This is a genomic window from Flavonifractor sp. HCP28S3_F3 (assembly GCF_052065355.1).
Classification (GTDB): Bacteria; Bacillota; Clostridia; order Oscillospirales; family Oscillospiraceae; genus Flavonifractor.
The window spans coordinates 48,291-73,868 of the sequence record NZ_JBQHUF010000016.1; the positions used below are offsets into that span (position 1 = coordinate 48,291).

23 protein-coding genes and 3 tRNA genes are annotated in these 25,578 nt (G+C 60.1%); 11 read left to right on the forward strand and 15 right to left on the reverse strand.

The window, feature by feature from the left end; all coding sequences use genetic code 11:
• Positions 1 to 11: 11 nt before the first annotated feature.
• Both rny and ACTNB1_RS13200 read right to left on the reverse strand, forming a co-directional pair.
• Positions 12 to 1,556: a ribonuclease Y gene (gene rny / locus ACTNB1_RS13195; RefSeq protein WP_441170139.1), complete on the reverse strand. Its 1,545-nt coding sequence runs from the start codon at positions 1,554 to 1,556 to the stop codon at positions 12 to 14.
• Between the two features lie 233 nt (positions 1,557 to 1,789).
• Positions 1,790 to 2,275 carry a deoxycytidylate deaminase gene (locus tag ACTNB1_RS13200; RefSeq protein WP_441170090.1) on the reverse strand — a complete coding sequence of 162 codons (486 nt, stop codon included), beginning with the start codon at positions 2,273 to 2,275 and terminating at the stop codon, positions 1,790 to 1,792.
• A 179-nt stretch (positions 2,276 to 2,454) separates the two neighbouring features.
• Here ACTNB1_RS13200 and ACTNB1_RS13205 point away from each other — a divergent pair, with 179 nt between their 5' ends.
• The 4 genes from ACTNB1_RS13205 to ACTNB1_RS13220 all read left to right on the forward strand — a co-directional run bounded on the left by ACTNB1_RS13205 (position 2,455) and on the right by ACTNB1_RS13220 (position 3,911).
• On the forward strand, positions 2,455 to 2,850 hold the full coding sequence (locus tag ACTNB1_RS13205) for a hypothetical protein (protein WP_441170092.1): 396 nt from the start codon (positions 2,455 to 2,457) through the stop codon (positions 2,848 to 2,850).
• Positions 2,851 to 2,929: 79 nt separating this feature from the next.
• A complete protein-coding gene (locus ACTNB1_RS13210) occupies positions 2,930 to 3,205 on the forward strand; it encodes a metal-sensing transcriptional repressor (RefSeq protein WP_441170094.1) in 276 nt (91 codons plus the stop codon).
• Between the two features lie 103 nt (positions 3,206 to 3,308).
• Positions 3,309 to 3,572 (forward strand): hypothetical protein, encoded by a 264-nt coding sequence (locus ACTNB1_RS13215; RefSeq protein WP_441170096.1) that lies wholly within the window; start codon positions 3,309 to 3,311, stop codon positions 3,570 to 3,572.
• 24 nt (positions 3,573 to 3,596) lie between these two features.
• Positions 3,597 to 3,911 carry a hypothetical protein gene (locus tag ACTNB1_RS13220; RefSeq protein ID WP_441170098.1) on the forward strand — a complete coding sequence of 105 codons (315 nt, stop codon included), beginning with the start codon at positions 3,597 to 3,599 and terminating at the stop codon, positions 3,909 to 3,911.
• A 41-nt stretch (positions 3,912 to 3,952) separates the two neighbouring features.
• Here the strand turns inward: ACTNB1_RS13220 and mnmE are convergent, their stop codons facing one another.
• Positions 3,953 to 5,323 carry a tRNA uridine-5-carboxymethylaminomethyl(34) synthesis GTPase MnmE gene (gene mnmE, locus ACTNB1_RS13225; RefSeq protein ID WP_441170100.1) on the reverse strand — a complete coding sequence of 457 codons (1,371 nt, stop codon included), beginning with the start codon at positions 5,321 to 5,323 and terminating at the stop codon, positions 3,953 to 3,955.
• 402 nt (positions 5,324 to 5,725) lie between these two features.
• On the opposite strand from mnmE, the gene ACTNB1_RS13230 reads away from it, so the two are divergent.
• Positions 5,726 to 6,388, forward strand: a complete 663-nt coding sequence (locus ACTNB1_RS13230; RefSeq protein WP_441170102.1) for a YczE/YyaS/YitT family protein — start codon at positions 5,726 to 5,728, stop codon at positions 6,386 to 6,388.
• Between the two features lie 57 nt (positions 6,389 to 6,445).
• Here ACTNB1_RS13230 and ACTNB1_RS13235 read toward each other — a convergent pair whose 3' ends face one another.
• Both ACTNB1_RS13235 and spoIID read right to left on the reverse strand, forming a co-directional pair.
• The gene (locus ACTNB1_RS13235) at positions 6,446 to 7,840 is read right to left on the reverse strand and encodes an NAD(P)/FAD-dependent oxidoreductase (protein ID WP_441170104.1); all 1,395 of its coding nucleotides are present in this window, start codon (positions 7,838 to 7,840) and stop codon (positions 6,446 to 6,448) included.
• Positions 7,841 to 7,960: 120 nt separating this feature from the next.
• Positions 7,961 to 8,965 carry a stage II sporulation protein D gene (gene spoIID / locus ACTNB1_RS13240; RefSeq protein WP_441170106.1) on the reverse strand — a complete coding sequence of 335 codons (1,005 nt, stop codon included), beginning with the start codon at positions 8,963 to 8,965 and terminating at the stop codon, positions 7,961 to 7,963.
• A 195-nt stretch (positions 8,966 to 9,160) separates the two neighbouring features.
• On the opposite strand from spoIID, the gene ACTNB1_RS13245 reads away from it, so the two are divergent.
• Complete coding sequence (locus tag ACTNB1_RS13245) at positions 9,161 to 10,528, forward strand: citrate/2-methylcitrate synthase (RefSeq protein WP_441170107.1); 1,368 nt, start codon at positions 9,161 to 9,163, stop codon at positions 10,526 to 10,528.
• A gap of 44 nt (positions 10,529 to 10,572) precedes the next feature.
• Here ACTNB1_RS13245 and speB read toward each other — a convergent pair whose 3' ends face one another.
• The 9 genes from speB to ACTNB1_RS13290 form a co-directional block, all read right to left on the reverse strand.
• Positions 10,573 to 11,493, reverse strand: coding sequence for an agmatinase (gene speB, locus ACTNB1_RS13250; RefSeq protein ID WP_441170109.1), 921 nt, complete (start codon positions 11,491 to 11,493; stop codon positions 10,573 to 10,575).
• 2 nt (positions 11,494 to 11,495) lie between these two features.
• A complete protein-coding gene (locus tag ACTNB1_RS13255; protein WP_441170111.1) occupies positions 11,496 to 12,674 on the reverse strand; it encodes a M20 family metallopeptidase in 1,179 nt (392 codons plus the stop codon).
• Positions 12,675 to 12,693: 19 nt separating this feature from the next.
• Positions 12,694 to 14,091 carry a YfcC family protein gene (locus ACTNB1_RS13260; protein WP_441170112.1) on the reverse strand — a complete coding sequence of 466 codons (1,398 nt, stop codon included), beginning with the start codon at positions 14,089 to 14,091 and terminating at the stop codon, positions 12,694 to 12,696.
• Between the two features lie 216 nt (positions 14,092 to 14,307).
• Positions 14,308 to 15,672: a sigma-54 interaction domain-containing protein gene (locus tag ACTNB1_RS13265; protein WP_441170113.1), complete on the reverse strand. Its 1,365-nt coding sequence runs from the start codon at positions 15,670 to 15,672 to the stop codon at positions 14,308 to 14,310.
• A gap of 38 nt (positions 15,673 to 15,710) precedes the next feature.
• Positions 15,711 to 17,240 carry a B12-binding domain-containing radical SAM protein gene (locus tag ACTNB1_RS13270; RefSeq protein WP_441170115.1) on the reverse strand — a complete coding sequence of 510 codons (1,530 nt, stop codon included), beginning with the start codon at positions 17,238 to 17,240 and terminating at the stop codon, positions 15,711 to 15,713.
• A gap of 99 nt (positions 17,241 to 17,339) precedes the next feature.
• A complete protein-coding gene (locus ACTNB1_RS13275) occupies positions 17,340 to 18,044 on the reverse strand; it encodes a GNAT family N-acetyltransferase (protein ID WP_441170116.1) in 705 nt (234 codons plus the stop codon).
• On the reverse strand, positions 18,001 to 19,179 hold the full coding sequence (locus ACTNB1_RS13280) for a sensor histidine kinase (RefSeq protein ID WP_441170118.1): 1,179 nt from the start codon (positions 19,177 to 19,179) through the stop codon (positions 18,001 to 18,003). The genes ACTNB1_RS13275 and ACTNB1_RS13280 overlap by 44 nt, the downstream gene beginning before the upstream one ends.
• Positions 19,172 to 20,254, reverse strand: a complete 1,083-nt coding sequence (locus ACTNB1_RS13285) for a lysylphosphatidylglycerol synthase transmembrane domain-containing protein (protein WP_441170140.1) — start codon at positions 20,252 to 20,254, stop codon at positions 19,172 to 19,174. The genes ACTNB1_RS13280 and ACTNB1_RS13285 overlap by 8 nt, the downstream gene beginning before the upstream one ends.
• Entirely contained in the window at positions 20,250 to 20,735 is a 486-nt protein-coding gene (locus ACTNB1_RS13290; protein WP_441170119.1) for a SprT-like domain-containing protein, read from the reverse strand. Before ACTNB1_RS13290 ends, ACTNB1_RS13285 begins: the two co-directional genes overlap by 5 nt.
• Positions 20,736 to 20,907: 172 nt before the next feature.
• Here ACTNB1_RS13290 and vanR point away from each other — a divergent pair, with 172 nt between their 5' ends.
• The 5 genes from vanR to ACTNB1_RS13315 all read left to right on the forward strand — a co-directional run bounded on the left by vanR (position 20,908) and on the right by ACTNB1_RS13315 (position 25,042).
• Positions 20,908 to 21,603, forward strand: coding sequence for a VanR-ABDEGLN family response regulator transcription factor (gene vanR / locus ACTNB1_RS13295; protein WP_441170120.1), 696 nt, complete (start codon positions 20,908 to 20,910; stop codon positions 21,601 to 21,603).
• Positions 21,604 to 21,687: 84 nt separating this feature from the next.
• Positions 21,688 to 21,764, forward strand: a tRNA-Met gene (locus tag ACTNB1_RS13300).
• Positions 21,765 to 21,839: 75 nt separating this feature from the next.
• A tRNA-Glu gene (locus tag ACTNB1_RS13305) sits at positions 21,840 to 21,914 on the forward strand.
• 4 nt (positions 21,915 to 21,918) lie between these two features.
• Positions 21,919 to 21,994 (forward strand) — tRNA-Val (locus tag ACTNB1_RS13310).
• 351 nt (positions 21,995 to 22,345) lie between these two features.
• Entirely contained in the window at positions 22,346 to 25,042 is a 2,697-nt protein-coding gene (locus tag ACTNB1_RS13315; RefSeq protein WP_441170121.1) for an S-layer homology domain-containing protein, read from the forward strand.
• Positions 25,043 to 25,110: 68 nt separating this feature from the next.
• Here the strand turns inward: ACTNB1_RS13315 and ACTNB1_RS13320 are convergent, their stop codons facing one another.
• Positions 25,111 to 25,509 carry a hypothetical protein gene (locus ACTNB1_RS13320; protein ID WP_441170122.1) on the reverse strand — a complete coding sequence of 133 codons (399 nt, stop codon included), beginning with the start codon at positions 25,507 to 25,509 and terminating at the stop codon, positions 25,111 to 25,113.
• Positions 25,510 to 25,578 lie beyond the last annotated feature (69 nt).

Sequence of the window (25,578 nt, forward strand, 5' to 3'; positions counted from 1 at the left end):
GCTCTTTGGTTTTACTTGGCGTAATCCACCACTTTGGTCTCCCGGATCATGTTCACCTTGATCTGACCGGGATACTCCAGCTCTTCCTCGATCTTCTTGGCGATGTCCCGGGCCAGCAGCACCATCTGGTCTTCGCTGACCTTGTCGGGAGCCACCATGATGCGGACCTCCCGGCCCGCCTGGATGGCATAGGACTTCTCCACACCGGGGAAGGAAGAGGTGACCTCCTCCAGCTTCTCCAGACGCTTGATATAGTTCTCCAGGTTTTCACGCCGGGCGCCGGGCCGGGCGGCGGAGATAGCGTCGGCGGCCTGGACGATGCAGGCCACGATGGTGCGGGGCTCCACGTCGTTGTGGTGGGCCTCGATGGCGTGGACCACGTCCTCATTCTCACGGTACTTCCGGGCCAGCTCCACGCCGATCTGCACGTGGGAGCCCTCCACCTCATGGTCGATGGACTTGCCCAGGTCGTGGAGCAGACCGGCCCGCTTGGCCTGGGTTACGTCGGCGCCGATCTCGGCAGCGATGAGGCCCGCCAGATGGGACACCTCGATGGAGTGGTTGAGCACGTTCTGGCCGTAGCTGGTGCGGTAGCGCATGCGGCCCAGCAGCTTGATCAGCTCGGGGTGCAGGCCGTGGACGTTGGTTTCGAATACGGCGCGCTCGCCCTCGGCCTTGATGGTAGCGTCTACCTCCCGCTTGGCCTTCTCCACCATCTCCTCGATACGGGTGGGATGGATGCGGCCGTCCTGGATGAGCTTCTCCAGGGCGATGCGGGCGATCTCCCGGCGAACCGGGTCGAAGCAGGAGACGGTGATGGCCTCCGGCGTGTCGTCGATGATCAGATCCACACCGGTCATGGTCTCCAGAGTGCGGATGTTGCGGCCCTCCCGGCCGATGATACGTCCCTTCATTTCGTCATTGGGCAGGGGAACCACACTGACGGTGGCTTCCGCCACGTGGTCGGCGGCGCAGCGCTGGATGGCCAGGGACAGGATCTCCTTGGCCTTCTGGTCGGCCTCCTCCTTGAACTGAGCCTCGATCTCCCGGACCTTCATGGCCGACTCGTGGGTCACTTCCTCAGCCAGCTGGTCGATCAGGTAGTTCTTAGCCTCCTCGGCGGTAAAGCCGGAGATCCGCTCCAGGACCTCCATCTGGGTCTTCTTAACGGTGGCCACCTCTTCCCGGGCTTCGTCCAGCTCGGCCAGCTTGCGCTGCAGGGTGTCCTCCTTCTTCTCGATGTTCTCGGTCTTACGGTCCAGGTTTTCTTCCTTCTGCTGGAGCCGGCGCTCCTGCTTCTGCAGGTCAGCCCGACGCTCCTTCACCTCGCGCTCATACTCGTTGCGGGCCTGGAGAATCTCCTCCTTGGCCTCCACCAGCGCCTCACGCTTCTTGCTCTCGGCGGACTTGATGGACTCGTTGATGATACGCTTGGCCTCCTCCTCCGCGCTGGAGATCTCCTTCTCGGCGACCTTCTTGCGCCACTGGATGCCGGCGGGGAAGCCTATGGCAAGTGCGACCACGGCGGTGATCACACAGGCGATGATTGTCTGCATCAAGGTTGAAACACACCTCCCTTTCTTGGATTTTCAAAGTTCGTAATTGGCATGTTGAACGGATGCGGCCGGGCGGGGTTGTCCAAACCGCACAAAAACCGAAGAACGTACCCCTCGTTCTTCAAAATACTACACCTAGACTATTTTAAGTCCTAGAGCATCCTTCTGTCAAGGAAATTCGTATGCGCACAAAAATCCCCGGACCCACTGGGGTCCGGGGAAAAGCGGACAGTTCAGACGTTCTGTTCAGGCAGGGAGTCGTCCTCCCGAATCCAGTCCTCCACATGGACCACGGAGTAGTCTGTTTCCGTGTTCCGGATGACCACCCGCTGGATGCCGGCGTTGATGATGAGCCGGCGGCACATGGAGCAGGAGGTGGAGCCGGGGATCAGGGCGCCGGAGCCCGGATCCACGCAGGCCATGTACAAGGTGGCGCCGATGGTCTCGCTCCGGGCGGCGGAGATGATGGCGTTGGCCTCGGCGTGGACGGAGCGGCACAGCTCATACCGCTGTCCGGAGGGGATGTTCAGGGCCTCCCGGGTGCAGTAGTTCAGATCCACGCAGTTTTTCCGGCCCCGGGGAGCGCCATTGTAGCCGGTGGCGATGATCTCATCGCTCTTCACGATGATGGCCCCGTAGTGGCGCCGCAGGCAGGTGGCCCGCTCTGCCACGGTCTGGGCAATGTCCAGATAGTAATTTTCCTTGTCGATGCGTCCCATATCCTGCCCTCCGATGGTTTTTTACCCAGTATACCGGCTTTTTTTCTCCGGCGCAAGGGGGTTTCTCCGCTGAATTCACATATTGTTTACGTTTGCTTCCTTGACGAAAAAAGCCGCAGGCGGTATCATAATATTCAGAAAAATTTAATCTTTCAGGCTGAAGGAGACGACTACAGCTCATGCTCATGAATTTTTTCAGAAAATTGATGTACGGGCGGTATGGCAGCGACCAGCTCTCCTTTTTCCTCCTCATCCTCTATGTGATCCTGATCCTGCTGTCCGGCCTGCCCCATATGGGCTTCCTGTCCTGGGTGGCCCTGGCGGTGCTGGTGTGGGACGTATACCGTATGTTCTCCCGGCGATTTGACCGCCGCCGGGCGGAGAACGCCCGGTTCCTGGCTATGGCGGGTCCCGCCATCCGCTGGGTGAAGATGCGCCGTACCATTCGACGGGACAAGGAGCACCGCTACTTCAAGTGTCCCAACTGCGGGCAATACCTGCGGGTGCCCCGGGGCAAGGGGAAGATCACGGTGAGTTGCCGCAACTGCGGTGCCAGCTTTGAGGAGCGAAGCTGAGTTTTGCGCCCCCCCCGGCCGGCGCGCCACCGGCGCGCCGGCTTTTTGCAGCCTTTTGACAGAGAGCGGGTGAAAGAATATGAGACAGTGTATGGACGCCGACAACCTCCACCGCCGTCTGCGGAAGATCATCGGCCAGCTCAACGCCATTGACCGGATGGTGGACGAGGACATCCCCTGCGAGGAGATGCTGATGCAGATCAACGCCGCCAAAAGCGCCCTCCACAAGGTGGGCCAGGTGGTGCTGGAAGGGCACCTTAACCACTGCGTCCGGGACGGCATCGAGCACGGGGACGCGGACAAGACAATTTCCGAGTTTGCCAAGGCCATTGAGCACTTTTCCCGCATGAGCTGAGCGGGAGACGCATTTTTCCTCCTTTACAGAGGTGCGCTCTGGTGATAATCTGAAGTCAGAAGGCAGATATCTGCCCAAAACTTTGGAAAAGGAGCGTGATTCTATGGCAGAGAAGGTTCCTGTCCTGGCCCGCAGAAAGCTGTTCAGCACCACATCCTCCCAGGAGGTGGGGAAGATCCGCGCTGCTCTCACCGAGCTGGGTATTCCCTTCCACATCGGTCAGTCCGACATGACTCCGCCTTTAGGGAATGGAGGACGGTTGGCCCTCCATTATGACGCGCCCTTGCCAGCCTATGAGTACACCTTTTACGTCCACAAGGATGATATGGAGCTGGCGGAAAGCGCTCTGTCCGGAATCGTGGAGTGATCCTCGAAAAAGGAGCGTGAGCCCGTGGCTGAAAAAGTGCCTGTTTTTGCCCGCAGGAGGCTGGTCAGTACCACGTCCTCTCAGGAGGTGGGGAAGATCCGCGCCGCTCTCACTGAGGCGGGCATCCCTTTCCACATCGGCCAGACTGAAGTCACCCCGCCGGTGGGGAGCAATGGCGTCATAGGCGGCCGCCACCCCTGGGGTGCGCTGGGCCTTTCCAGTTTGGGCGCCATCGGCATGTCTGCCCCTGATCTCCTTCCGGCCTATGAGTACACCTTCTATGTCCACAAGGACGACGTAGAGGTGGCCCAGGCCGCTGTGACTGGGAGCCTGAATTAAGCCGCAAAACAAAAACTGCCGCACATCGTGCGGCAGTTTTTTTATTTTCCCACGCAGAAACGTTCAAAGATCCGGGCGGTGATATCCTCCCGCAGGTTGGCGCCGGTGAGCTCTCCCAGAGCGGACAGAGCTTCCTCCACATCGGTGAGCAGGGCGTCGGGGGTGATCCCGGCCGACAGGCTGTCCTCCGCCCGGGCCACGCTGTCCAGAGCCCGCCGGGCGGCATCCGCCTGCCGGGCGTTGGTCAGCAGCTCCCCTGCCGCTCCCTGGCTCCCTGCCGGGAACAGACGCTCCACCTCCGCCGCCAGCTCCTCCAGACCCTGGCCGGTTTTGACACTCACCTCCACCACCGGGGGCATGGGATCCAGAGCCAGAACGGGAATGGGAGAGGAGGGCAGGTCCCCCTTGGTCCACACCAGAATGGTGGGGGCGTGGGAGAGGGCCTCCTCCAGCAGGTGGGCGTCCTCCTCCGTAAAAGGAACCGAGCCGTCGCACAGAAGCAACACCAGGGCGGCCTCCTCCAGGGCGGCCCGGCTCCGCTCCACCCCGATGCGCTCCACCTCGTCCGCCGTCTCCCGGATGCCGGCGGTGTCGATGACCCGCAGGGTCACCTTCCCCAGCCGGCAGCGGGCCTCCACCGTGTCCCGGGTGGTGCCGGGCACGGCGGTGACGATGGCCCGCTCATATCCCGCCAGGGCATTGAGCAGGGAGGACTTGCCCGCGTTGGGGCGGCCGATGAGAGCGCAGGGAATGCCTCCGGCCAGATACCGACCCCGGTCGTAGGTGGCCAGCAGGGCGGACAGATCCGTTTTCGCCTGTTCCAGCCCCTTGTGGATAGTGTCTGCCCGGAAGGGGTCGATGTCCTCGTCCGGGTAGTCCAGCACCGCGTGGAAGTGGGCCAGCAGGTCCACCAGAGTGTCATAAATGCCCTTTACCCGGCGGCTCAGGGCCCCGGAGAGCTGTCCGGCGGCCTGCTGGACAGCGGCGGGGGTCTCCGCGTCAATGAGGTCGGCCACCGCCTCCGCCTGGACCAGGTCCAGCCGCCCGTTGAGCAGAGCTCGGCGGGTAAACTCTCCCGGTCCCGCCTGCCGCACTCCTTGGGCAAACAGAGCCTCCAGCCCCAGGGTCAGCACCATGGGGGAGCCGTGGCATTGCAGCTCCGCCGTGTCCTCCCCGGTGTAGCTGTGGGGACCGTGGGAAATGGTGGCCAGGGCCTGGTCAATGGGAGCGCCGTCCACCCCCAGCAGGGTACCGTACACCAGCTGCCGGTCCCCGTAAGCCTCCAAAGGCTTGCCGCCCAAGGGGTGGAACACGGCGGACGCGGCAGCAATGGCCTCTGGTCCCGAAAGCCGCAGGATGCCGATGGCACCAGGGGCCGGACCGGTGGCAATGGCGGCAATGGTATCGGACATGGGATCACCTCAGAGAGAAGTTTTGGTTGCTCAAATTATACCAGATTTCGTCCACCTTGGGGAGGGAAAAACTTTGGCGAAAGCGACGTGGTTTTTTTGCTTGACTTGTTTTATGTCAACGATTTCTGAATATCCACAGGGTGTGCACAACTGTGGAAAACCATGTGGACAATGTGGAAAACCGTTTATAGAGCTGGTTTTTACCCCGCCTTTACCAAAAGCATCTCCTGCATATTTCCGTGTATAAAACTTGTCAAAAGCAAGTTATGGTTTCTGGGGGGCGTGTCCGGTCAAATTGGCAAAAAAGATACACCAAATTTAGGCAATGTGACCCTTGAACCAGCCAGTTTTTGGTGCTAAACTATTATTAGTACTAAAAAATAATTTTTTGGAGGCGGTAACATGGACCACCATGGGCTGCTGGGGCGGTACCTGATGTTCTTTGTCGGTGTGGTGTGCTCCGCACTGGGCATCGCGCTCATTACCCTGGCCGGTATGGGTACGTCGGCAGTGTCCAGCCTGGCCTATGTTCTGACCTTTGTATTTCCGGGGGTTACCCTGGGGTGCTTCTCCTTTGTGGTCAACTGCGTAATGCTGGGGGGACAAATTCTGCTGCTGCGGCGGAAGTTTCCTCTGGTCCAGCTGCTGCAGATCCCGTTCACCTTTGTGTTCTCCGTCTGCATCGACCTGTGGATGGACCTGCTCTCTCCCCTGGTGCCGGCTGCCTATGCCGGACGATGGGTGGTGCTGCTGCTGGGCTGCACCTTCCTGGGGCTGGGTGTGGCCCTGGAGGTGGTGCCCAACGTGCTGATTCTCCCCTGTGAGGGCTTTGTGCGTACCTGCAGCCAGGTGTTCGGCTGGGAGTTCGGCAAGACCAAGACTGGCTACGACCTGACCATGGTGGGGACGGCGGCTCTGGTTTCCTTCCTCTGTCTGGGTACCATCCACGGCCTGCGGGAGGGCACGTTGGTGTGTGCCCTGACGGTGGGGACCATTTCCCGCTTCTTCTGCCGCCAGATCAACCGGGTGAAGGAGCATTGCTCTGGCATGACTGCCTGTGTATGAATCAAAAAACCGCCGCGAGCGTCTGCTCGCGGCGGTTTTTTATGCCTTTTAAGGACCTCAGCCCAGACGGCCGAGGATAACCTGAGCGGCCTTAACACCGGAAGCGCCAGCCTGAGCCAGGCCGCGGGTGATGCCCGCGCCGTCGCCCACGGCGAAGAAGCCGGGCAGAGAGGTCTCCAGTTCGCCGGACAGAGCCAGACGGGCGGAGTAGAACTTCACCTCCGCGCCGTAGAGCAGGGTGTCGTAGTTGGCGGTACCGGGGGCGATCTTGTCCAGCTGATAGATCATCTCAATGATGTCATCCAGCTGCCGCTTGGGCAGGGCCAGGGACAGGTCGCCGGGAACGGCAGCGGTAAGGGTGGGCCGGACGAAGGACTTACTCAGCCGGTGCTCGTTGGTGCGGATGCCGCTGACCAGGTCGCCGAAGCGCTGCACCAGCACGCCGCCGGCCAGCATATTGCTCAGGGAGGCAATGTGCTTGCCGTAACGGTAGGGCTCGTTGAAGGGCTGGGTAAAGCGGTTGGACACCAGCAGGGCGAAGTTGGTGTTTTCGCTCTGAAGGGCGGGGTCGGAGTAGGAGTGGCCGTTGACGGTGTTGATGCCCTCCACGCTCTCAGCCACCACGTGGCCGTAAGGGTTCATGCAGAAGGTGCGCACTGGGTCGCCGTACTGCTTGGTGCGGTAGACCAGCTTGGACTCATATACCACGTCGGTGATGTGCTCAAACACCTTGGCGGGCAGCTCCACCCGCACGCCGATGTCCACCTGGTTGTTGATCAGCTGGATGCCCAGCTCCTTGCACTGGTTGGAGAACCACTCGGCGCCGGAGCGGCCGGGGCCAGCGATGAGCCAGGTGCAGTCGATCTCGTCGCCCTTCTCGGTGATGAGACGATAGCCCTCCCCGTTCAGGTTCTCGATCTTGGTTACTGCGGTGTGGAACCGGAACTCCACACCCTTGCGGCACTCCTCGTAGATGCTCTGGAGGATTTTTAGATTGTTCTCGGTGCCCAGGTGCTTGCACCGGGCCTGCAGCAGGTGCAGGTCGTGCTCCAGGGCACGCTTTTCCAGCTCCCGGGCGGCGGGGGTATCGGTGGAAAACACCTTGTCGGTGGCCCCGTGCTTCATGTTGATGGAGTCCACATAGTCGATCAGGTGCATGACCTCGTCCCGGGGCATGAAGTCGGTGAGCCAGCCGCCAAAAGCGGTGGTGAAGTTATATTTGCCGTCAGAGAAGGCGCCGGCGCCGCCGAAGCCGCACATGGTGCCGCACACCTTGCAGTGGATGCACTCCTTCACCTTGCCCGCCACGATGGGGCAGCTGCGGGTGTAGATGTCGGCCCCCTGGTCCAGGGCCACCACCTTCAGGCTGGGGTTGCGATGCATCAGCTCGTAGGCGGCGAAAATACCAGCCTCACCACAGCCCAGAATGGCAACGTCATAGCGTGTGTTCATGCGCGATCTCTCACTTTACGTCATATTAGGATGGCACAGCACATGCCTATCCAATTTGATATTATACCAAAGAGCCGCAGATTTGACAACAACATTTTTAATAGGTTTACTAAAAGATTTTTAGGATTTTGGCGTATAAGGGGCGATCTCCACCCCGGTATAATACCATTTTAAAATTTCGTCGTAGGTCTTGCCCTCCTTGGCCAGGGCATTGGCACCATACTGGCTCATGCCCACGCCGTGGCCGTAGCCGGTGACTGAGAAGGTCACGCCCTCTGCTGTGGCGGACACCGTAAAGCTGGTGGAACGCAGACCGAAGAGGGTGCGCAGCACCCCGCCGGAGATGGTGATCCCGCCCACGTCGATGGTCTCCACACCTCCGGCGGAGTTGGGCACCAGATTCTGAAACCAGCCCGAGGGGTCTCCGGACAGGTTGGCGTCGGGATATTGGGCCAGCAGCTTGCTCTTGAACTCCTCCAGTGTGAAGGAGGCAGTGGAGTGGTAGTTGGGCACCTCGTCCCCCTCGGGGCTGTCCACTCCGGTGAGGTAGGGCACCGAATTGCCCCACACTTCCACCGCATCCACCGTCCGCCCGGCGGCGGAGGAGAAAAACACCGCCTGGATGGGCTGACCGTCGTACAGAATGGCCATGCCGTCGGTGCCGGAGACGGCGGCGGTGATCTTGGCGGTGTACTCCGCTGCGGCGTCTCCCCAGTTGGCGGCGGCCTGGTCCGGGTCTATGTAGGCCTGACAGCAGGTAATGTCGGTGCACACGTCGGCGTCCGGATGGTTTTCCACCGTACGGCCCAGCTTGGACAGAGTATAGGTCCGGGCGGCGGCGGCCTGAGCCTTCAGGGCTTCCGGTTCAAAGGAGGCGGGCATTTCCGCCGCCACCACCCGCCACAGATACTGATCCATACTGAGGGTGAGCACGCTGCCGTCATCCAGCGCCACCCGGATCTGGGTCTGACTGTCCATGGAGGCCTGGGGTGTCACCACCGTCCGGTCGATGGGCAGCTCTCCGGTAGGAGCAGCCTCGTCCGGAGTCTCCTGACCCGCCGTGCCGAACAGGAGCAGAGGGAGCAGAAACAGGACCAACAGCAGAATCAGCGCCGTGGCCGTCACCTGCCGGACTCCCCACCGTTGTCCACTTTTTTGCAAGTTATGCTTCATCATAATTCACTTTCCGGCCGCGCTGCGGCTGCTTCCTTCCGGGTGTTTTGCCAAAAAATCCAGAGAATAAGCTGTTTTGGATTGACGCCGAAGAAAAAAGAGACTACAATGGGTGCAATACAAATTTGGGCGAAGGAGCGGGTTCGGATGCAAAATATGGAGCCAGAGGCCCTGACGGGCTTCCTTAACAGTCTATGCACGGAATACCAGAAGCATAACCAGATTGATCCGGCGTATTATGAGCGGTATAACGTCAAGCGTGGTCTGCGCAACGCCGACGGCACCGGCGTCATGGCCGGAGTGACCCAGATTGGTAACGTCATGGGCTACTATGTGCAGGACGGCGAACGGATCCCCGCTCCCGGCAAGCTGGTATATCGGGGCATTGACGTGGAGGAACTGGTGAACGGCTTTGTCAGCGAGGGCCGGTTCGGCTTTGAGGAGACGGCCTATCTGCTCCTCTTCGGTGTGCTGCCCACCCGGGAGCAGCTTACCACCTTCCAGCAGCTGCTCAGCGACAACCACACCCTGCCCCACATGTTTACCGAGGACATGATCATCAAGGCGCCCAGCCCCGACGTGATGAACAAGCTGGCCCGGTCGGTGCTGGCTCTCTATTCCTATGATGACAATCCCGACGACATGTCCCTGCCCAATCAGCTGCGGCAGGCCATCCAGCTCATCGCACGGGTGCCCGTCATCGTGGCCCACGCCTTCGCGGTGAAGCGGCACTACTATGATGATGAGTCCCTCTACCTCCACCGGCCTCAGCCGGGGCTGAGCGTGGCGGAGAACTTCCTCTACTCCGTCCGCCACGACAACCAGTTCACCGAGGAGGAGGCCCGTCTGCTGGACCTGTGCCTGGTGCTCCACGCGGAGCACGGCGGCGGCAACAACTCCGCCTTTACCTGCCGGGTGCTCTCCTCCTCCGGTACCGACATCTACTCCTCCATTGCCGCGGCAGTGGGTTCCCTGAAGGGTCCCCGGCACGGTGGCGCCAACAAGAAGGTCATGGAGATGTTCGGCCACATTGAGGCCAATGTGAAGAACTGGAAGGACGACGACGAGGTAAAGGATTTCCTGGGCAAGCTGCTGCGGAAGGAGGCGGGGGACCGCTCCGGCCTCATCTACGGCATGGGCCACGCCATCTACACCCTGTCCGATCCCCGTGCCGTTATCCTCAAGCGGTTCGCCAAGAAGCTGGCCGCCACCAAGGGGATGGAGGATGAGTTTGCGCTCTACGAGGCGGTGGAGCGGCTCACGCCCGAGGTGCTTCTCTCCGTCAAGGGCGAGAACAAGGTGGTGTGTGCCAATGTGGACCTGTTCTCCGGCATGGTGTACAAGATGATGGGCATTCCCCAGGAGCTGTACACCCCGCTGTTTGCGGTGGCCCGTATCGTGGGCTGGTGCGCCCATCGGCTGGAGGAGGTCTACCAGCCCGGCAACCGGATTATCCGTCCCGCTTACAAGGCGGTTGCCCCCATGCGCACCTTCGTGCCCCTGGATCAGAGATAACACAAAAAAGGACACGCCGAAAGGCGTGTCCTTTTTTGTCTGCTCTACTGCAGATTTTTGAAATAGTGGTGGGCCCAGCACTCGGTGACGATTTTCCGGGCGGCAAACAGGGCGGCCAGGGAGGGATCCAGCTTGGGGGCCACCTCCACCACATCCATGCCTATGATGTTGAGGCCGTCAAACAGCCCCTTCAGCAGATCCAGCAGCTGCCGGGCGGTGAGGCCGCCGAACTGCGGCGTGCCGGTACCGGCGGCATAAGCCGGATCCAGACAGTCGATGTCCAGAGTGATGTAGACCTTATGGAACTGTTTCATGTGGCCCACTACCTGCTCCAGGGCTTTGGGTACGCCCTGGTGGTCGATGTCGGCCGCAGAGAGCACGTTGACTTTATTGTTCTGGTAGAACTCCAGCTCGTCAGACTCGATAGAGCGGATACCCAAGAAAAAGAGGTGGTCGCTGTCCTTGACGTGAGAGAGCTCAGTGGCCCGCCGCTCGGTGGAGCCGTGGGACAGGGTGTCCCCGTGCATGTCGTCGCACAGGTCGAAGTGGGCGTCGATGTGGATGATGCCGAAATCCTCATCCACGGCCCGGTTGATCCCCCGGTGCACCGGGATGGTCACCGAGTGGTCGCCGCCGATCATGGTAAAGAACTTGCCCGCCTTCACCGCCTGGAAGGCCAGTTCCTCCGCCTCGGCGAAGATCTCGTCCCGGTCCTTGCCCACACAGTCTCCCAGATCCTTGATCTTCAGGGGAGAGATGTCCCGGAAATCCTCAGTGGTAGGGGAGATGGTGTAAGTGATGCCCCTCAGTGCCTGAGGTGCTTCGCTGGAACCGGAGCGGAAGCTGACGCCGCCGTCGTAGGGGATACCGAAGAGCGCGATGTCCGCCTCCTCCAGAGAGAGCTCGGGATGATTCAGACCCGCCCAGATGGTGGGATCCTCCGTAACAGAATTATGCAGGACCATGGTTATACTCCTTTCTCGGCCTGCTCCCGCAGGGCCTGTTCAAAATCATTACGCACGGCAGGCAGCAGCTCCGGCCGGGTCAGCAGGTCGTAGCCCACACCCGCCAGACCGCAGATCCCCAGTCGGGTGGCCTCCCGTCCCTGTTCCGATACGGTCCGGTCGGCGAATTCCTTGGTGTGCAGGTCGATGCCGTCGCAGCCGTGGATGCCGATCATGCCGTGGAGGGTGGGCACCCGGAAGCTGACATTGCCTGCGTCAGTGGATAGCCGGGCATGTTCTGCCGTCACCACCGGTTCGCCCAGAGCGGTCATGTTGTCCTCATAGGCCTTCAGCAGCGGCTCGTTGGGCAGGATGGTCTGGGTGGGGCACAGATACTGGGTGACCTTCAGGGTGGCTCCCACGCTGTCCGCCGCGCCCTGGGCGCAGCGGGTGACCCGATCCACCGCCCGCTGGGTCTTCCACTCCTGGTCGCAGCGGATATAGTAGCGCAGGCTGGCGTAGTCGGGGATAATGTTGGGCAGAGTACCACCGCTGTTGAGGATGCCGTAAATGTTGGCGTCCAGGTACTGCTTGGCCTGGTTGATGCTCAGGTAGGCGGTGACGGCGGCGTCCAGGGCGTTGATGCAGTTGCTGCCCGGCCCGGCCTCGTTGGCGTGGAACTTCTTGCCAAAAAATTCGTACTGGATGGGGTAGATGCCGATGCTGCCCATACGGGCGCAGGTCTGCTGGTAGGGGTGGAGCATCAGGGCCGCGTCCAGTTCGTCAAAGACCCCATCGTCGGTAAATTGCACCTTGGTGCAGGTGACCTCCTCGTCCGGAGTGCCATACACCACCAGGGTGCCGCCGTGGACGTCTACCGCCTGCTTTAAAGCGGCGGCGGCACCGGCGGAGATAACGCCGATCAGGTCGTGGCCGCAGCCGTGGCCCACCTCGGGCAGAGCGTCATACTCGCACAGGAAGCCCAGCACCGGCTTGCCGGAGCCATACACCGCCCGGAAGGCGGTGGGGACCTGGTGAAAGTTTTCCTCTACGGCAAAACCCTGGCCTTTCAGCCAGTCCCGCAGCAGTCGGGAGGAGTTGACCTCCTCCAGTCCCAGCTCGGGATGGTCGTACATCTCCCGGGAGATGGCCCACAGGTCCGGGAGAAAGTCCTCCACGGCGGAGCGTATCTGTTCCTTCATGCAAATTCCTTCTTTCTTCTCACATGGGACCGAGATGGATGGCGTTGGCGATGAGCACCAGGATGGCGCCTGCTACGAACTGAAGCCCCAGCAGGGGAGCGAACCACTTGGCCCATTTTCCGTAAGAGATCTTGGCCATGGACAGAGCCACCATAAAGGTGCCGGCGGTGGGGACCAGGATGTTGGACAGACCGTTGCCGATCTGGAAGATGATGCAGGTAGTCTGCCGGGTAATGCCCGCCATATCGCCCATGGGCAGCAGGATGGGCAGGGAGGTGGCCGCCTGGCCGCTGGCGGAGGGGATCAGCAGGTTCAGGAAGTTCTGGAGGACGTACATGCCCAGTACCGTAAAGGAGGAGGGCAGGGAGGTGAGCAGGCCGGAAGCACCGTACAGAATGGTGTGCAGGATGTTGCCGCTTTCCAGTACGATGAGGATGCCCCGGGCAAAGCCAACTGCCAGCGCGCCGCAGGCGAAGTCGGCCACGCCCCGGCCGAACAGTACGCCGAACCCGTCAAAGCCAACTCGGGCCACAAAGCCGACCACGATACCCATGCCCAGGAACAGAGCGGACAGCTCGTTGATGTACCAGCCCCACTTCAGCACACCCACGATGAGGATGGCGAAGGTAATGCCCATGACCAGCAGCACCAGCTTCCGGGTGACGTTCAGCTCGGGCAGATCGTCCAGATCCACTTTCTCCTCCCGCTGGCGGTCCTCTTCATACATCAGGCTGCGGGTGGGGTCCCGTTTGATGCGCTGGGCATACAGATAGACGTAGACTGCCGCGATAGTGAGCATGACCACCAGGATAATCAGACGGTACCACATAGCGGAGTACATTGGCAGCCCGGCGATGCTCTGGGAGACGCCCACGTTGGCCGGCTGTACAAAGGAGCCGGCGTAGCCGCTGGAGCTGCCCACGATGGCAACCGCCAGACCGGTAATGGAGTCGTACCCCATGGCGATGCAGATGGGCACCAGGAAGGGGATGAACACCAGACACTCCTCAAACATACCGAAAGAGCCGGCGCCGAAGCCCACTACAAAGATCATGATGGGGATCAGCAGTCCCTGCCGCTTGGATGTCTTTTTGATGATGCGCCCGATACCGGCTTCAATGGCCTTGGTTTCGGCCACCACGCCGAAGGCGCCGCCGATGATGAAGATGAAGGCGGAGATGTAGGCGGTCTCGATCAGACCCTCCTGCACCGACATGAGCGCCTTCATGGGAGTCACCGGCGTCTGTTCGATGCGGTGATAGCTGCCGTCCACCAGCATCTCCACGCCGTTTTCATCCACGTAGGTGTCGTACTGACCTGCGGGGATGATATAGGTCAGGATGGTGCACAGTGTGATGATAAGCAGAAGCAGCGTGAACATATGGGGGATCCGGATTCCTTTCTTTTTTTGCTTCATCTTTTACCCTCTCCTAACATCAGATATGTGGATCACGCAAAACCACTGCCCATGGATTAAGCAAGGAGCATGCCAGAAAACAGCGCGGCGTGAAAATAGCGGGAAACGATTGGTACAGCTGAACTTTTTCAGAGCGTGCTTACAAAGACACTCTGCGAGGATACAGAAAAAGCAAGAATTTTTGCGCAAAAAGGCAAAAATTCTTGCTTCTGTTCTTCAGCCGTTGAGGTGATGCTTCATCATTTTGTATTGAAGGGACTGCCGGGTCAGCTTCAGTTTTCCGGCGGCCTCGGTAATGGTGCGGCTGTGCTCCAGAGCGGAGGCGATCAGGTCCCGCTCATACCGGCTGACGGCCTCCTGAAGGCCCAGACCCTCCGGAAGGGTGGGGGTGCCGGGGGAAGAGGCCTGCTCCTCCTCGTGGTAGAAGATGTAACGGGGAATATCATTGAGCTGGATCACTGGACCGGTGCACAGGTTGAAGGCGGACTCCACCGTGTTCCGCAGTTCCCGTATGTTGCCCGGCCAGTCATAATCCAGCAGGGCGTTGCGCACCAGCTCGCTGACACCGGTGATGGAACGGTTCATTTTCCGGTTGTACTGCTCCACAAAAAAATCGGTGAGCAGCAGGATGTCTCCCTGCCGCTTCCGCAGGGGCGGCAGAGCCAGCTGGACCACGCCAAGGCGGTAGAGCAGGTCCTTGCGGAGCATCCCTTCCCGGACAGCGGTGACGGGGTCCACGTTCATGGCTGAGACGATGCGTACGTCACTGCGCACGTCCTGCTCCCCGCCTACCGGTCGGAATCGTTTTTCCTCAATGGCCTTCAGAATCTTGGCCTGGAGAGCGGGATCCATGGAGTTGACCTCATCCAGGAACAGAGTACCGCCGTCTGCCTGCTTCAGCAGGCCCTTCCGGTTTTCCGCACCGGTGTAGCTGCCTCGGGTGGTGCCGAACAGGGTACTCTCCAGCAGAGAGGTGGGGATGGCCGCGCAGTTCTGGGAAATGAAGGGACCTCGGGCCCTGGGACTGTGACTGTGGAGGGACTGGGCAAACAGCTCCTTGCCCGTGCCCGTCTCCCCCCATATCAGTACGGGTGAGGGGTTGGCGGCCACCCGAAGGGCGGTCTCCTTCAGTGCCAGCATTTCGGGATCCCGGGTCACGATGTCGTCCAGTACGAACAGACCCTTGTGGGGATTGGTCAGCCAGTGGTTCTTGCTGTCCAGCTGGGAATCCTTGTTGTAAAAGACGGAGGTCTCCATGGTGCCGATCAGCTCGCCGTCGTCCTCCAGCGGAAAGGTGGAGCTGACCAGGATCTGTTGCCGGCCCCGGAAATCGGTCAGGATCTGTTTCTCGTTAAGGATAGGCTCCCCGGTGCGCATGACCCGAAAGTGGCTGGAGGTCTCTTCTGTCAGCCCGGGATAGACCTCCAGGATGTTTTTCCCAATAATCCCTTCGTCGATCAGCCGGTTCTCCTGTTCGGAGAACATAGCGGAATACTCAATGATCCCGTGCCGGTCGGCGATCAGGATGGCGTCCGCGCCGTCATGCAGCTTGGACATGTAATTGAGCCATTTTCCTATCATAGATTCACCTTGACCAGAGATAAAAGGGCGTTGGGTCCTTACTTTTTAGTGGGATACAGGCCCATGACCATCCGGCGCCACACCACGTAGCCCTTTTTGTACAGATAACGGGTGCGGGCCATCTTCTGGGCCTGGGCGTAGCAGGCATCCAGCTCGGCCATGTGGGCCACCGGGTCGGACTCCCAGGACACCAGCTTCTTGCGGAATTTTTCAAACTGCCAGCAGTAGATCATCCGGTACCAGGCCTGGCTCTCCTGGGAGGCGTCCTGCTTCCAGTAGGCCCCGAACTGCTCCTCCATAGGGGCGAACATCACCTGGTCCATCTCCTCGGGGGTGCACAGACCTTGGTCGATGGCCATGTCCACGATGTCGGTGCCCGGCAGAAAGTTCAGGCCGTGGAGCTGCAGCTCGTAGGGAGAGGGGAACTGCTTCACCAGGTAGTAGGACTCTTTCAGATCCTGAATGGTCTCAAAGGGATGCTGGAGCATCAGGTCAAAGCTGCCCCAGAACACGCCGGCCTCCCGGATGGCCTTAATGGCGTTGATGATCTCCTCCTGGGTCTCATACCGATGGAAAATGTCCCGGCGCACCCGCTCCGAACCGGACTGGATACCCATGATGACCTCGGTGAGGCCCACGCTCTTCAGCTTCTTCAGAGTCTCCAGGTCCACCATCTTGGGGTGGGACCAGATGGTGAAGGGCAGGTGGATCTTCTTGCCGTACTCCTTCACGAACTCGTCCACCCAGCCGGGCAGGTTGGGGAAGATCTCGTCATAGAAGTGGATGAATACCAGCTTCTTGCACTTCTTTTTGGCCTCCACCAGCTCGTCAATGACGCTTTTCACCGAGCGGGTGCGCACCCCGTGGATGCCCTTGGGGAGCAGACGCCGCAGGTTGACGCAGCAGCAGTAGGAGCAGGTAAAGGGGCAGCCCCGGGAGGCAATGACCTCATAGCTGCGGGTGGACAGCTGGGGGTCCCCCTCCACCAGGGTGTCGTGCTCAATGTAGCAGGCGCTCTTGCTGTCCACCACCGGCAGGCCGCAGCGGTCCACCTCATTCACCAGACCGCCGATCTCGTTGCAGTGGGCCTCGCTCCCCTCCATCCAGCACAGGGAGGGAATGTCAGTGTAGTCGGTGCCGTTGCGCAGGGCGTTGGCCAGACGGCACAGGTTGTCCTCACCGTCAGCCCGCAGGACGAACTTAGCGCCCCGCTCCAGCATTTTTTGGGGGAACATGGTGGCGAAGGCACCGCCGCACACCACCGGGGCGGAGGTGGCGGACAGAGCGGCGTCCAGTACCTGATATACCGTATCCAGGTACATGGAGCTCATGACCGACAGGCCCACCAGCACCGGCTTGGTTTCGGCCACCACCTGGCGGAAGAGCTCCAGCTCCTTCTGGGTGGTGGGGGAGGGCCGGACGGAGTTGAAGTCCTTGTAGAACACGGTGCGTACGGCGTAGCCCGCCCGCTCCAGCGCGGCCTGGAGGTAGCGCACCCCCAGAGCCTTCTTGTTATAAAAGGCCACCAGTACCACAGTGGGCTTGGCGGCGTTCGAGATCTTCGGCATGATAAAGAGCCTCCTGACAAAAATCCGAAAAAACAATCAAAATATGGACATGAACAGAACTATTATATCGGACAGGGGGGAAAAGTCAAGGCTGCCCCCTCAGAACAGCCAGAACAGAATGTCCTCTGAAACGGTCATTCCGGCCCTGCGCTGGAGAGCCAGAGAGGGGAAATTGTCAATAAACACTTGGCCGTAGGCGTACTGATCCCGGGACAAAGCCAGGGACACGACGCCCCGGAGCAGGGCCTCTCCGATCCCCTGGCGGCGGTAGGCCGGCAGCACCTCCAGCATGCCAATGGCACCCTCGATGTGGAACCCGGCGAACCCGGCGGGCTGTCCGTTCACAAAGGCCCCCAGCATCCCCCGGTCCATGGCCCCTTCCATGTACTCCACGCCGCCGAAGGCGTGGCTGTAGTGGTCGTACACCCACTGGGCCCAGGAGCGGTCCAGTAGCTTTAGCTCCCCGCCGAAGGGCAGCAGCGCGGGCGGCTGGGCCTCCATCCAGGCGGATTGATAACAGATCTGCTCTATTTGGAACCCGAAGCGGGCGGCCAACTCCTCCTTGTACCACAGTTGATGGCCGGTGAGGATGGTGCAGCCGGTCATCAGCGGCAGCATGGCGTCCAGGGCCGGGCGGGTGTCCGCACCCAGCATGTACACCTCCGCCAGCCGGTCATAGAGCAGCACTCCGTCACCGGCGGCGTACAGCAGTTCCGCCGAACCCCGGCGGATGGGCTCCAGCATGTCCAGATAGAGCAGCTTATTTCGGTTCAGAAACGCCAGCGCGGTTTCGGCGCAGACCATGGCGGGCCTCCTTATGCAGCGGCAGGGAGATGACAAAGCTGGTGAGGGAGCCGTTGCTCTCACACCGGATGGTGCCCTGGTGGAGCTCCACGATCTCCTTGGCGATGGCCAGACCCAACCCCGCGCCGCCGGTGCGGGAGGAGCGGGCGGCGTCCAGCCGGTAGAATTTATCAAAAATGTTGGAGAGCTCACCCTCTGGGATCTCCAGGCCCTGGTTGCGGATGGTGATCTCGGCGTACCGGCCCTGAGCGGAAGCCTGGATATCCACCTGGCCGCCGGGAGTGGAGTAGCTCACCGCGTTGCGCAGCACGTTGTCGAATACCCGGGCCAGCTTGTCGGGATCCCCCAACACCACCAGGTGAGGCTGGATCTGAGGCACGCAGGTCAGGTCCTTTTCGGCGAACAGAGGATAGAACTCGTCGGCCAGCTGCTCCAGCAGCATGGACAGTTGGATGGGGCCTTTTTCCTCCGCCTCACTGTCCAGACCCATTTTGGAGATGTCGAAGAATTCCGACAGCAGCTCCTCCAGCCGTTTGGCCTTGTCCAGAGCGATGCCGGTGAATTTGGCCCGCTGCTCCGCCGTCAGGCCCGGGTCGTCGTGGAGCAGGGTAAGGTAACCCACCACCGAGGTCAGGGGAGTTTTCAGGTCGTGGGCCAGGAAGGCCACCAGGTCTCCCTTTCGCTGTTCGGTCTCCTTGGCGGCCTCCTCCCGGGCGGAGAGCTGCCGCCGGATAGCGTTCAGATCCTCCTGAATGGGCTTGAGCTCCCGGGGCAGCTCCACCGGGTCGGCTCCGGGATAAAGCAGCCGTCGGGTGGCAGTGCGGATCTCGTCCAGCCAGCGGGTAAACCGGCCCATGGCGATATAGAAGGCGATGAGCATCAGCACCATGGTGCCCAGGGTCAGGATCTCCTGCTTGTTGTTGCGCAGATACTGCTGATAGAGCTGGTCGGCAGTCTCGGCGGACTGGCCGAACAGGACCTGTGCGCCCCACACGAAGAAACGGTAGATGGGGTCCTGAAGCACGCCGTCCACCACCACCTCCAGCAGGAAGATCCCTACCGCTCCGGCCACCAAGGTACCCACGATGACCCACAGCAGCATTTTCAGCTTCAGCCGGGTGTATTTTTCATTCACAGACCTCGCCTCCTTGGGTGTGGTGCCGGGCGGCGGAGCGCTTGGCGAACCGGGCCACCGACCACAGCCCGCCCAGCAGCATGACCTCCAGGAAGGTGGCGAAGCGCCATAGCACCATCCCCACCGCCAGATGCTGGCCGAAGATGGGCCCCATGAACAGGAAGAAGCTGCCCTCGGCGCCGCCGGCGTTGCCGGGGAGCATGATGATGCGGGAGAGCACCATCACCAGGCACTGGACCATCACCAGCTCCCAGAAGGAGCAGCCGGTGAGTCCCAGACCCCGGTAGAGGAAAAAGGGCACGGCGAACAGGGCGGTAAGTTCCAGAAACATGCCCAGGTAGAGCCCCACAAACATCCGGCGGTTGTCCTTCAGGGAGCGCAGCTGTACGCAGAACTCCTCCACCTTGGCCATCCCTTTGTCCACCATGCCCGGTTTGGCCATCACCTTCCAGTGCCGGGAGAGGAAGGTGAGGATGCGGCGGATGAGCCGCTGGATGGGCTCCGGCCGCACGGCGGTAAACAGAGCCAGCCCGCACAGGAACAGGTACAGGGCGATGAGAGCTCCGGCGCCCGCCACCGCGGCTCCCAGGCTCTCCTGCCGCCAGAGCAGCTCATAGGCCAGGGCGGCCACGGCATAGCAGGTGTACACCATGGTGTTGGCCACTGCCTTCCAGGTATAGATGGAGGCGGTATAGGTGGCGGGCATCCCCGCGTCGTACATCAGCTTGAGCTGTACCGGCGCCCCGGCAGGGCCCAGCTTGTAGTAAAATTCTCCGATATAGGCCGCGTCAAAGCAGCCCAGCAGGCGCACCGGGCAGCCCAGAGAACGTCCCATACCATAAAAAATAAGGGCGTCCACACTTTCGCTGAAGGGGACGCACAAAGCGGCGGCGGCCAGCCATATGGGTTCCATGCCCGCCAGCAGTTCCCGCAGATCCATGGTGCGGCTCACATAGACCATCAGGCCCACCAGGATGCCGCCCCCGATGGTCAGGCCTACAATAGAAAAGATTCGGTTGAACAGGGCCTTTTTGCTCCGCTTTTTCGTGGAGGGTCCCTCCTTAAATCTCTTAATACTTGCAGATCAGGGTACCGCCGCACTTGCAGCGGTAGCGTTCCGGGTGGAGCACCAGAGGCGAGGCCTTGGTCCGGGGGAATTCCCGACCACAGCGGGCGCACACCACCAGGTGCCGGATCTTCCGGGTGTCAGGCACCCCCAGCTCCCCACAGGTGCCGGTGCGGGAGATGGCGTAGCCGAAAGCCTCGTTCATCCGCCCGGCGTAGCTCCGCCACAGAACCCCGTGGTCCCGGCAGCCGGGACAGGTGTGGAGTACCTCGTGGGCCAGGGTCTGAAGACAAGCCTGGTCGGCGGCGTCCAGCAGACGCCCTGTCAGTTCGATGACGAAGCTGCCGTCTTTTTGGCGGATGCAGCAGCCGAACCGGGTCACCGCCCGGTTGTTGATTTTCACATGGGGGTCGATGCGTCCCGACACCGGGATGCCCAGAGAGCGGGCCTGCTCCAGCACCTGGGAGAGCAATCCGTCAAAACGATCCATACCCTGCCTCCTGGGGATTTGCATACCAGGCATTGTATCATCTTTCCCACAAAAAGTCACTACTTACCCCTGTGTGGAAAAGTTGTGATGTTTTTCTTACGATGGGCCGGGCGGCTTGACGCTCCCGTTTTCCTTCCTTTATAATAATGTGGCGGAAAAGGAGGAAATGCACATGGAAGCCAAAGTCCTGGTTGTGGATGACGAACCGGAGATCGCCGACCTGGTGGAGGTCTACCTGAAGAGCGAGGGCTGTACCGTATTCAAGTGCGGCACCGGCACCCAGGCTCTGGAGGTGGTGCGGGAGCAGCCGCTGGACCTTGCCATTCTGGATGTGATGCTGCCTGACATCAGCGGCTTCACCCTCTGCGGGGAGATCCGGAAGGACCATCACTTCCCCGTGCTCATGCTCACCGCCAAGGCGGAGGACATCGACAAGATCACCGGCCTGACCATCGGGGCGGACGACTATATCACCAAGCCCTTCAATCCCCTGGAGCTGATAGCCCGGGTAAAGGCCCAGCTGCGGCGGTACACCCGGTACAACGAGGCGGAGAAGGCCCCCGACAGCCGGGACATCATTGATTTCAACGGTCTGGTCATCAACCGCTCCACCCACGAGTGCTGGCTGTATGACAAGGAGCTGGGGCTTACCCCCATCGAGTTCGACATTTTGTGGATGCTGTGTGAGAACCGAGGACAGGTGATTTCCGCCGAGCGGCTGTTCGAGGCGGTGTGGAAGGAGAAATACCTGGACCGGAACAACACGGTGATGGTCCATATCCGCCGCCTGCGGGAGAAGATGGGAGAGCCGTCCCGCAACCCCCGGTTTATCAAGACGGTTTGGGGCGTCGGGTATAAAATCGATTAATTTAGAAAAAATAGAAAAAACCTGTTGACAAGCGAAGCGGAATCGGCTATACTATCTCTTGCCCTGTTCGTCCGGGCAAGAAACGGCGGCATAGCTCAGTTGGCTAGAGCATGCGGTTCATACCCGCAGTGTCCCCGGTTCAAATCCAGGTGCCGCTACCAGACCCAAAAGACGGCACGTGCCGTCTTTTGGGACTCCATTTCAGGGAAAGCGGTTCCCGCCCGCTTGGGCAACATGGCCCGTTGGTCAAGTGGTTAAGACACCGCCCTTTCACGGCGGTAACACGAGTTCGAGTCTCGTACGGGTCACCAATATGGAGGCGTAGCTCAGCCGGTAGAGCACTTGCTTCACACGCAAGGGGTCACAGATTCGAGTTCTGTCGTCTCCACCAGCAAAAAGGACATCCGAAAGGATGTCCTTTTTGTTTTGCCCGAGGGAGGGCTACCTTATATATAAAGCTGGGTGTACGCCGCCGTACAACGCCGGGCAAAAAAACTGCAAAAAGCGGGGAACAAAATTCCACAATTAGCGTCTAAAACCATAGAAAGCATGCGTAAAACTGCACGATATGGAAGCGGAAGAAAAAGCTCGGAAAAAGAGAGCGGCTTATATTACGCTTTCGTTACAAAGCCCGTCAAACGCTTGACGGTTGGGGGGTGGTCGTGTATATTATGCATGTAAGTTCATGAAGGGGAGGTCTCCTCCCCTAAGATGGACAAAATTTTAGAAGGAGGAATTCCGAATGAGAAACCTCAAGCGGGCGCTGAGCCTGGCTCTGGCTGCCATGATGCTGATCGGCATGATGGTCGTCTCTGCTGGCGCGGCTTCCAAGGATTTCACCGACAAGGATGAAATCAAGCACACTGAGGCTGTTAACACTCTCGTTGCCCTGAACGTGATCGGCGGCAAGGAGGACGGCAGCTACTTTGATCCCACTGGCACCCTGACCCGTGCCGAGATGGCCAAGCTGGTCACCTACGTGCTGAACGGCGGCGTGGAGCCCGTCCTGGGCACCAAGGTCACTCCTACTTACAGTGACATCAAGGGCCACTGGGCTGAGGCTTACATTGAGTACTGCACCAGCATGAACATCATTGTTGGCGACGGCACCGGTAAGTTCAATCCCGAGGGCACTCTGACCGCTTCTCAGTGCGCCAAGATGCTGCTGACCGCCATGAACTACAAGGATGACGTGTTTGGCTTCACCGGCAACAGCTGGGAGATCAACGTCAACCGTGAGGCTAACGCTGCTGGTTTGTACGACGAGCTGGCTGGTGTCTCCGCTTCCGATCCCATCAGCCGCGACAACGCCGCTCAGATGGTTTACAACGCCATCCAGTCCAAGACCATGAAGCTGTCCTGGAGCCAGGACATGACCACCGGCCAGATCACCCAGAACTACACCCTGACCGGCAGCCCCCTGTTCGTTGACAAGTTTGGCGGCAACATCTTTGTCGGCAGCTTCGACGGCAACAGCGACACCCTGGGCCTGAAGGAAGGCAACATCCGCGTTACCGGCGCCCTGACCACCGACGACACCTCCGCCGCCGGCTGGACCGACAAGGTCGCTACCTTCCCCTATGACCTGGACATCGCCGGCGTGGGCGAGAACTTCAAGGTCATCTACAAGGAGGGTGTGGGCGGCACCGACGGCCGTCCCGACTCCAAGGACACCATCTATGGCGTTTACAACGCCGGCACCACCGACGTGCTGAACGTCACCTCCAACGACATTAAGTCTGCTTCCGACTACACCACCGCTGGCAAGATCAAGGTTGACGGCGTGGAGTACAGCATTGCTGCTCCCACTGCCGGCGACGTGCTGGTTGTGACCGACTTCGGCGCTGTTGCTGACGTGACCGCCGCTGGCGCCAATGAGACTGCCCTGATTGCTTCCGCCAAGACCGCCTTCTCCGCTCTGTCCGCTCAGAAGGGTGATACTGTGAAGTTCATCCTGAACGACGACGGCAAGGTCGTTAAGGCTTACGTGCAGACCTACAAGCTGGGCACCGTGACCGCTGTCAACAGCGAGAAGGTGACCATCAGCGGCCTGGGCTCCATCAAGATCGCTGACAACGAGGTTTACGAGGGCATTGCCAAGAACGACGTGGTCGTTTACAGCAAGCTCTACAAGTCCGCTGTGGCTGACTCCTATGTGGTTGTCACCAAGGCTGAGACTGTTTCCGGCAAGGTGACCGGCTACAAGGGCACCGAGAACGTGACCGTGGACGGCACCGCTTACAAGATCTACAACAAGGCTGCCATGCCCGCCAGCGTTGCTGGTGAGACCGGCAAGACCAGCTTCGGCTCCAGCGACATCGGCGAGACCTTCACTCTGTACCTGGTGAACGGCTACGTTGGTGCTGCTATCCAGACCTCCGAGAACGCCACCAACTACTCCCTGGTCATTGACAAGAACGCCGGCACCGCTGGCTCCACCCTGAACGCTCTGAAGGTTGTTGTCCTGGCTGCCGACGGCACCAAGACCACCCTGACCGTTTCCGACAAGGGCGCCAGCCCCGCTCTGGGCGATATCGTGACCTACACTGGTTCCGCTGATAACGCCAAGATCACTGTTGAGGCTGCTTACAGCAGCGCTTCCAGCAACAGCACCACCACCGGCTACGACAAGACCGCCAAGACCTTCAACGGTGTTGTTACCGCCGCTGACGCTGTCCTGTTCCGCGCTACCGACGCTGCCTTTGGTTCCATCACCAACGCCAGCACCTACAAGGCTTACAGCATCCGCAGCATGAAGGACTTCGACGTGTCTGCCAATGCTTACACCTATGTTACCAACGACGACGGCATGGTCGTGGCCGTGTTCATCGGCAGCGGTGACGACATCAACACCAACACCTCCGACGCTGTGATCGGCATCGTGACCGGCGACAACGGCGTGGTGAAGTTTGATGACGTGGCCTACAACCAGTACACTGTGGCCTCCAACGACAAGACCTACACCGTCAACATCGAGGATGCTGCCAGCAACGACACCCTGACCAAGGGCAACGTGGTTGCTTTCGCTCCCTCCTCCGATGACCGCTACAACAACAACACTGGTTTCGTGGTTCTGTCCAACGCCAGCGAGTACACCGACGTTGTTAAGACCATCGACGGCACCAACTACACTACCAGCACCGTCTATGTGAAGAGCTATGACGAGTCTGAGAAGCTGCTGACCTACTACACCGGCAAGGGCGTTGCTGATGGCGACGGCGCTTACACCAACCCCACCGGCGTGACCACCAAGGCTGTTGCTGACGACGTGACCATCGTGTACGTCAACACCAAGGCCGATACCGCTGGTGACCAGATCGGCGTTGGCGCTTTCGACGCCATGACCGGCTACTCCAACGTTATCATCCTGGTGAACTCCGACGGCGTGATCAGCCACATCGTTGTTGAGACCTCCAACGAGGCCAACGTGTTCGGCTAATCTGTCTGAGTTTCTCAGAATAGCAAAAAAGCAGACCCGCGGGATTTCCCGCGGGTCTGCTTCTCTTTCTACCGTACCGCCGCATAATAGTAAGTCTCATTTGACAGGTTTGTGCGGATGTTGACATTGGGCTGGTAGACTCGGAAACCGTTGGTCTCTATTGCGATGATGTCTACGCCCTGCTTGACCGGGTGTCCGGTAAAGGCAAGTCCGCCATAGCAATATTCGTGACCCTCCAGGGAACCGGCAATTCCGTCGTCTGTGCAGACATAAACGGCCTTAGGTGTGAACCCCAGAGAAATGAAGCGTTCCTCTGTACCGTCGCCGGCGTAAGAGCCGAATATCAGACCGTTCATTGCTGCCAATGCGGTATCGATCTTGAGCAGATCCTCGTTAAAGTCCGTGCGTAAAAAGTCGTCGTTGGGCTCCCACTGGTGAAGCTTGTAGTTCTGTGTATAGTTTGCCATGTACATTCCCCCTTTATACCTGGAGGAAACCCGCAAATTTGTGTACGTTTTTCCGCCATTAGGGTCTCC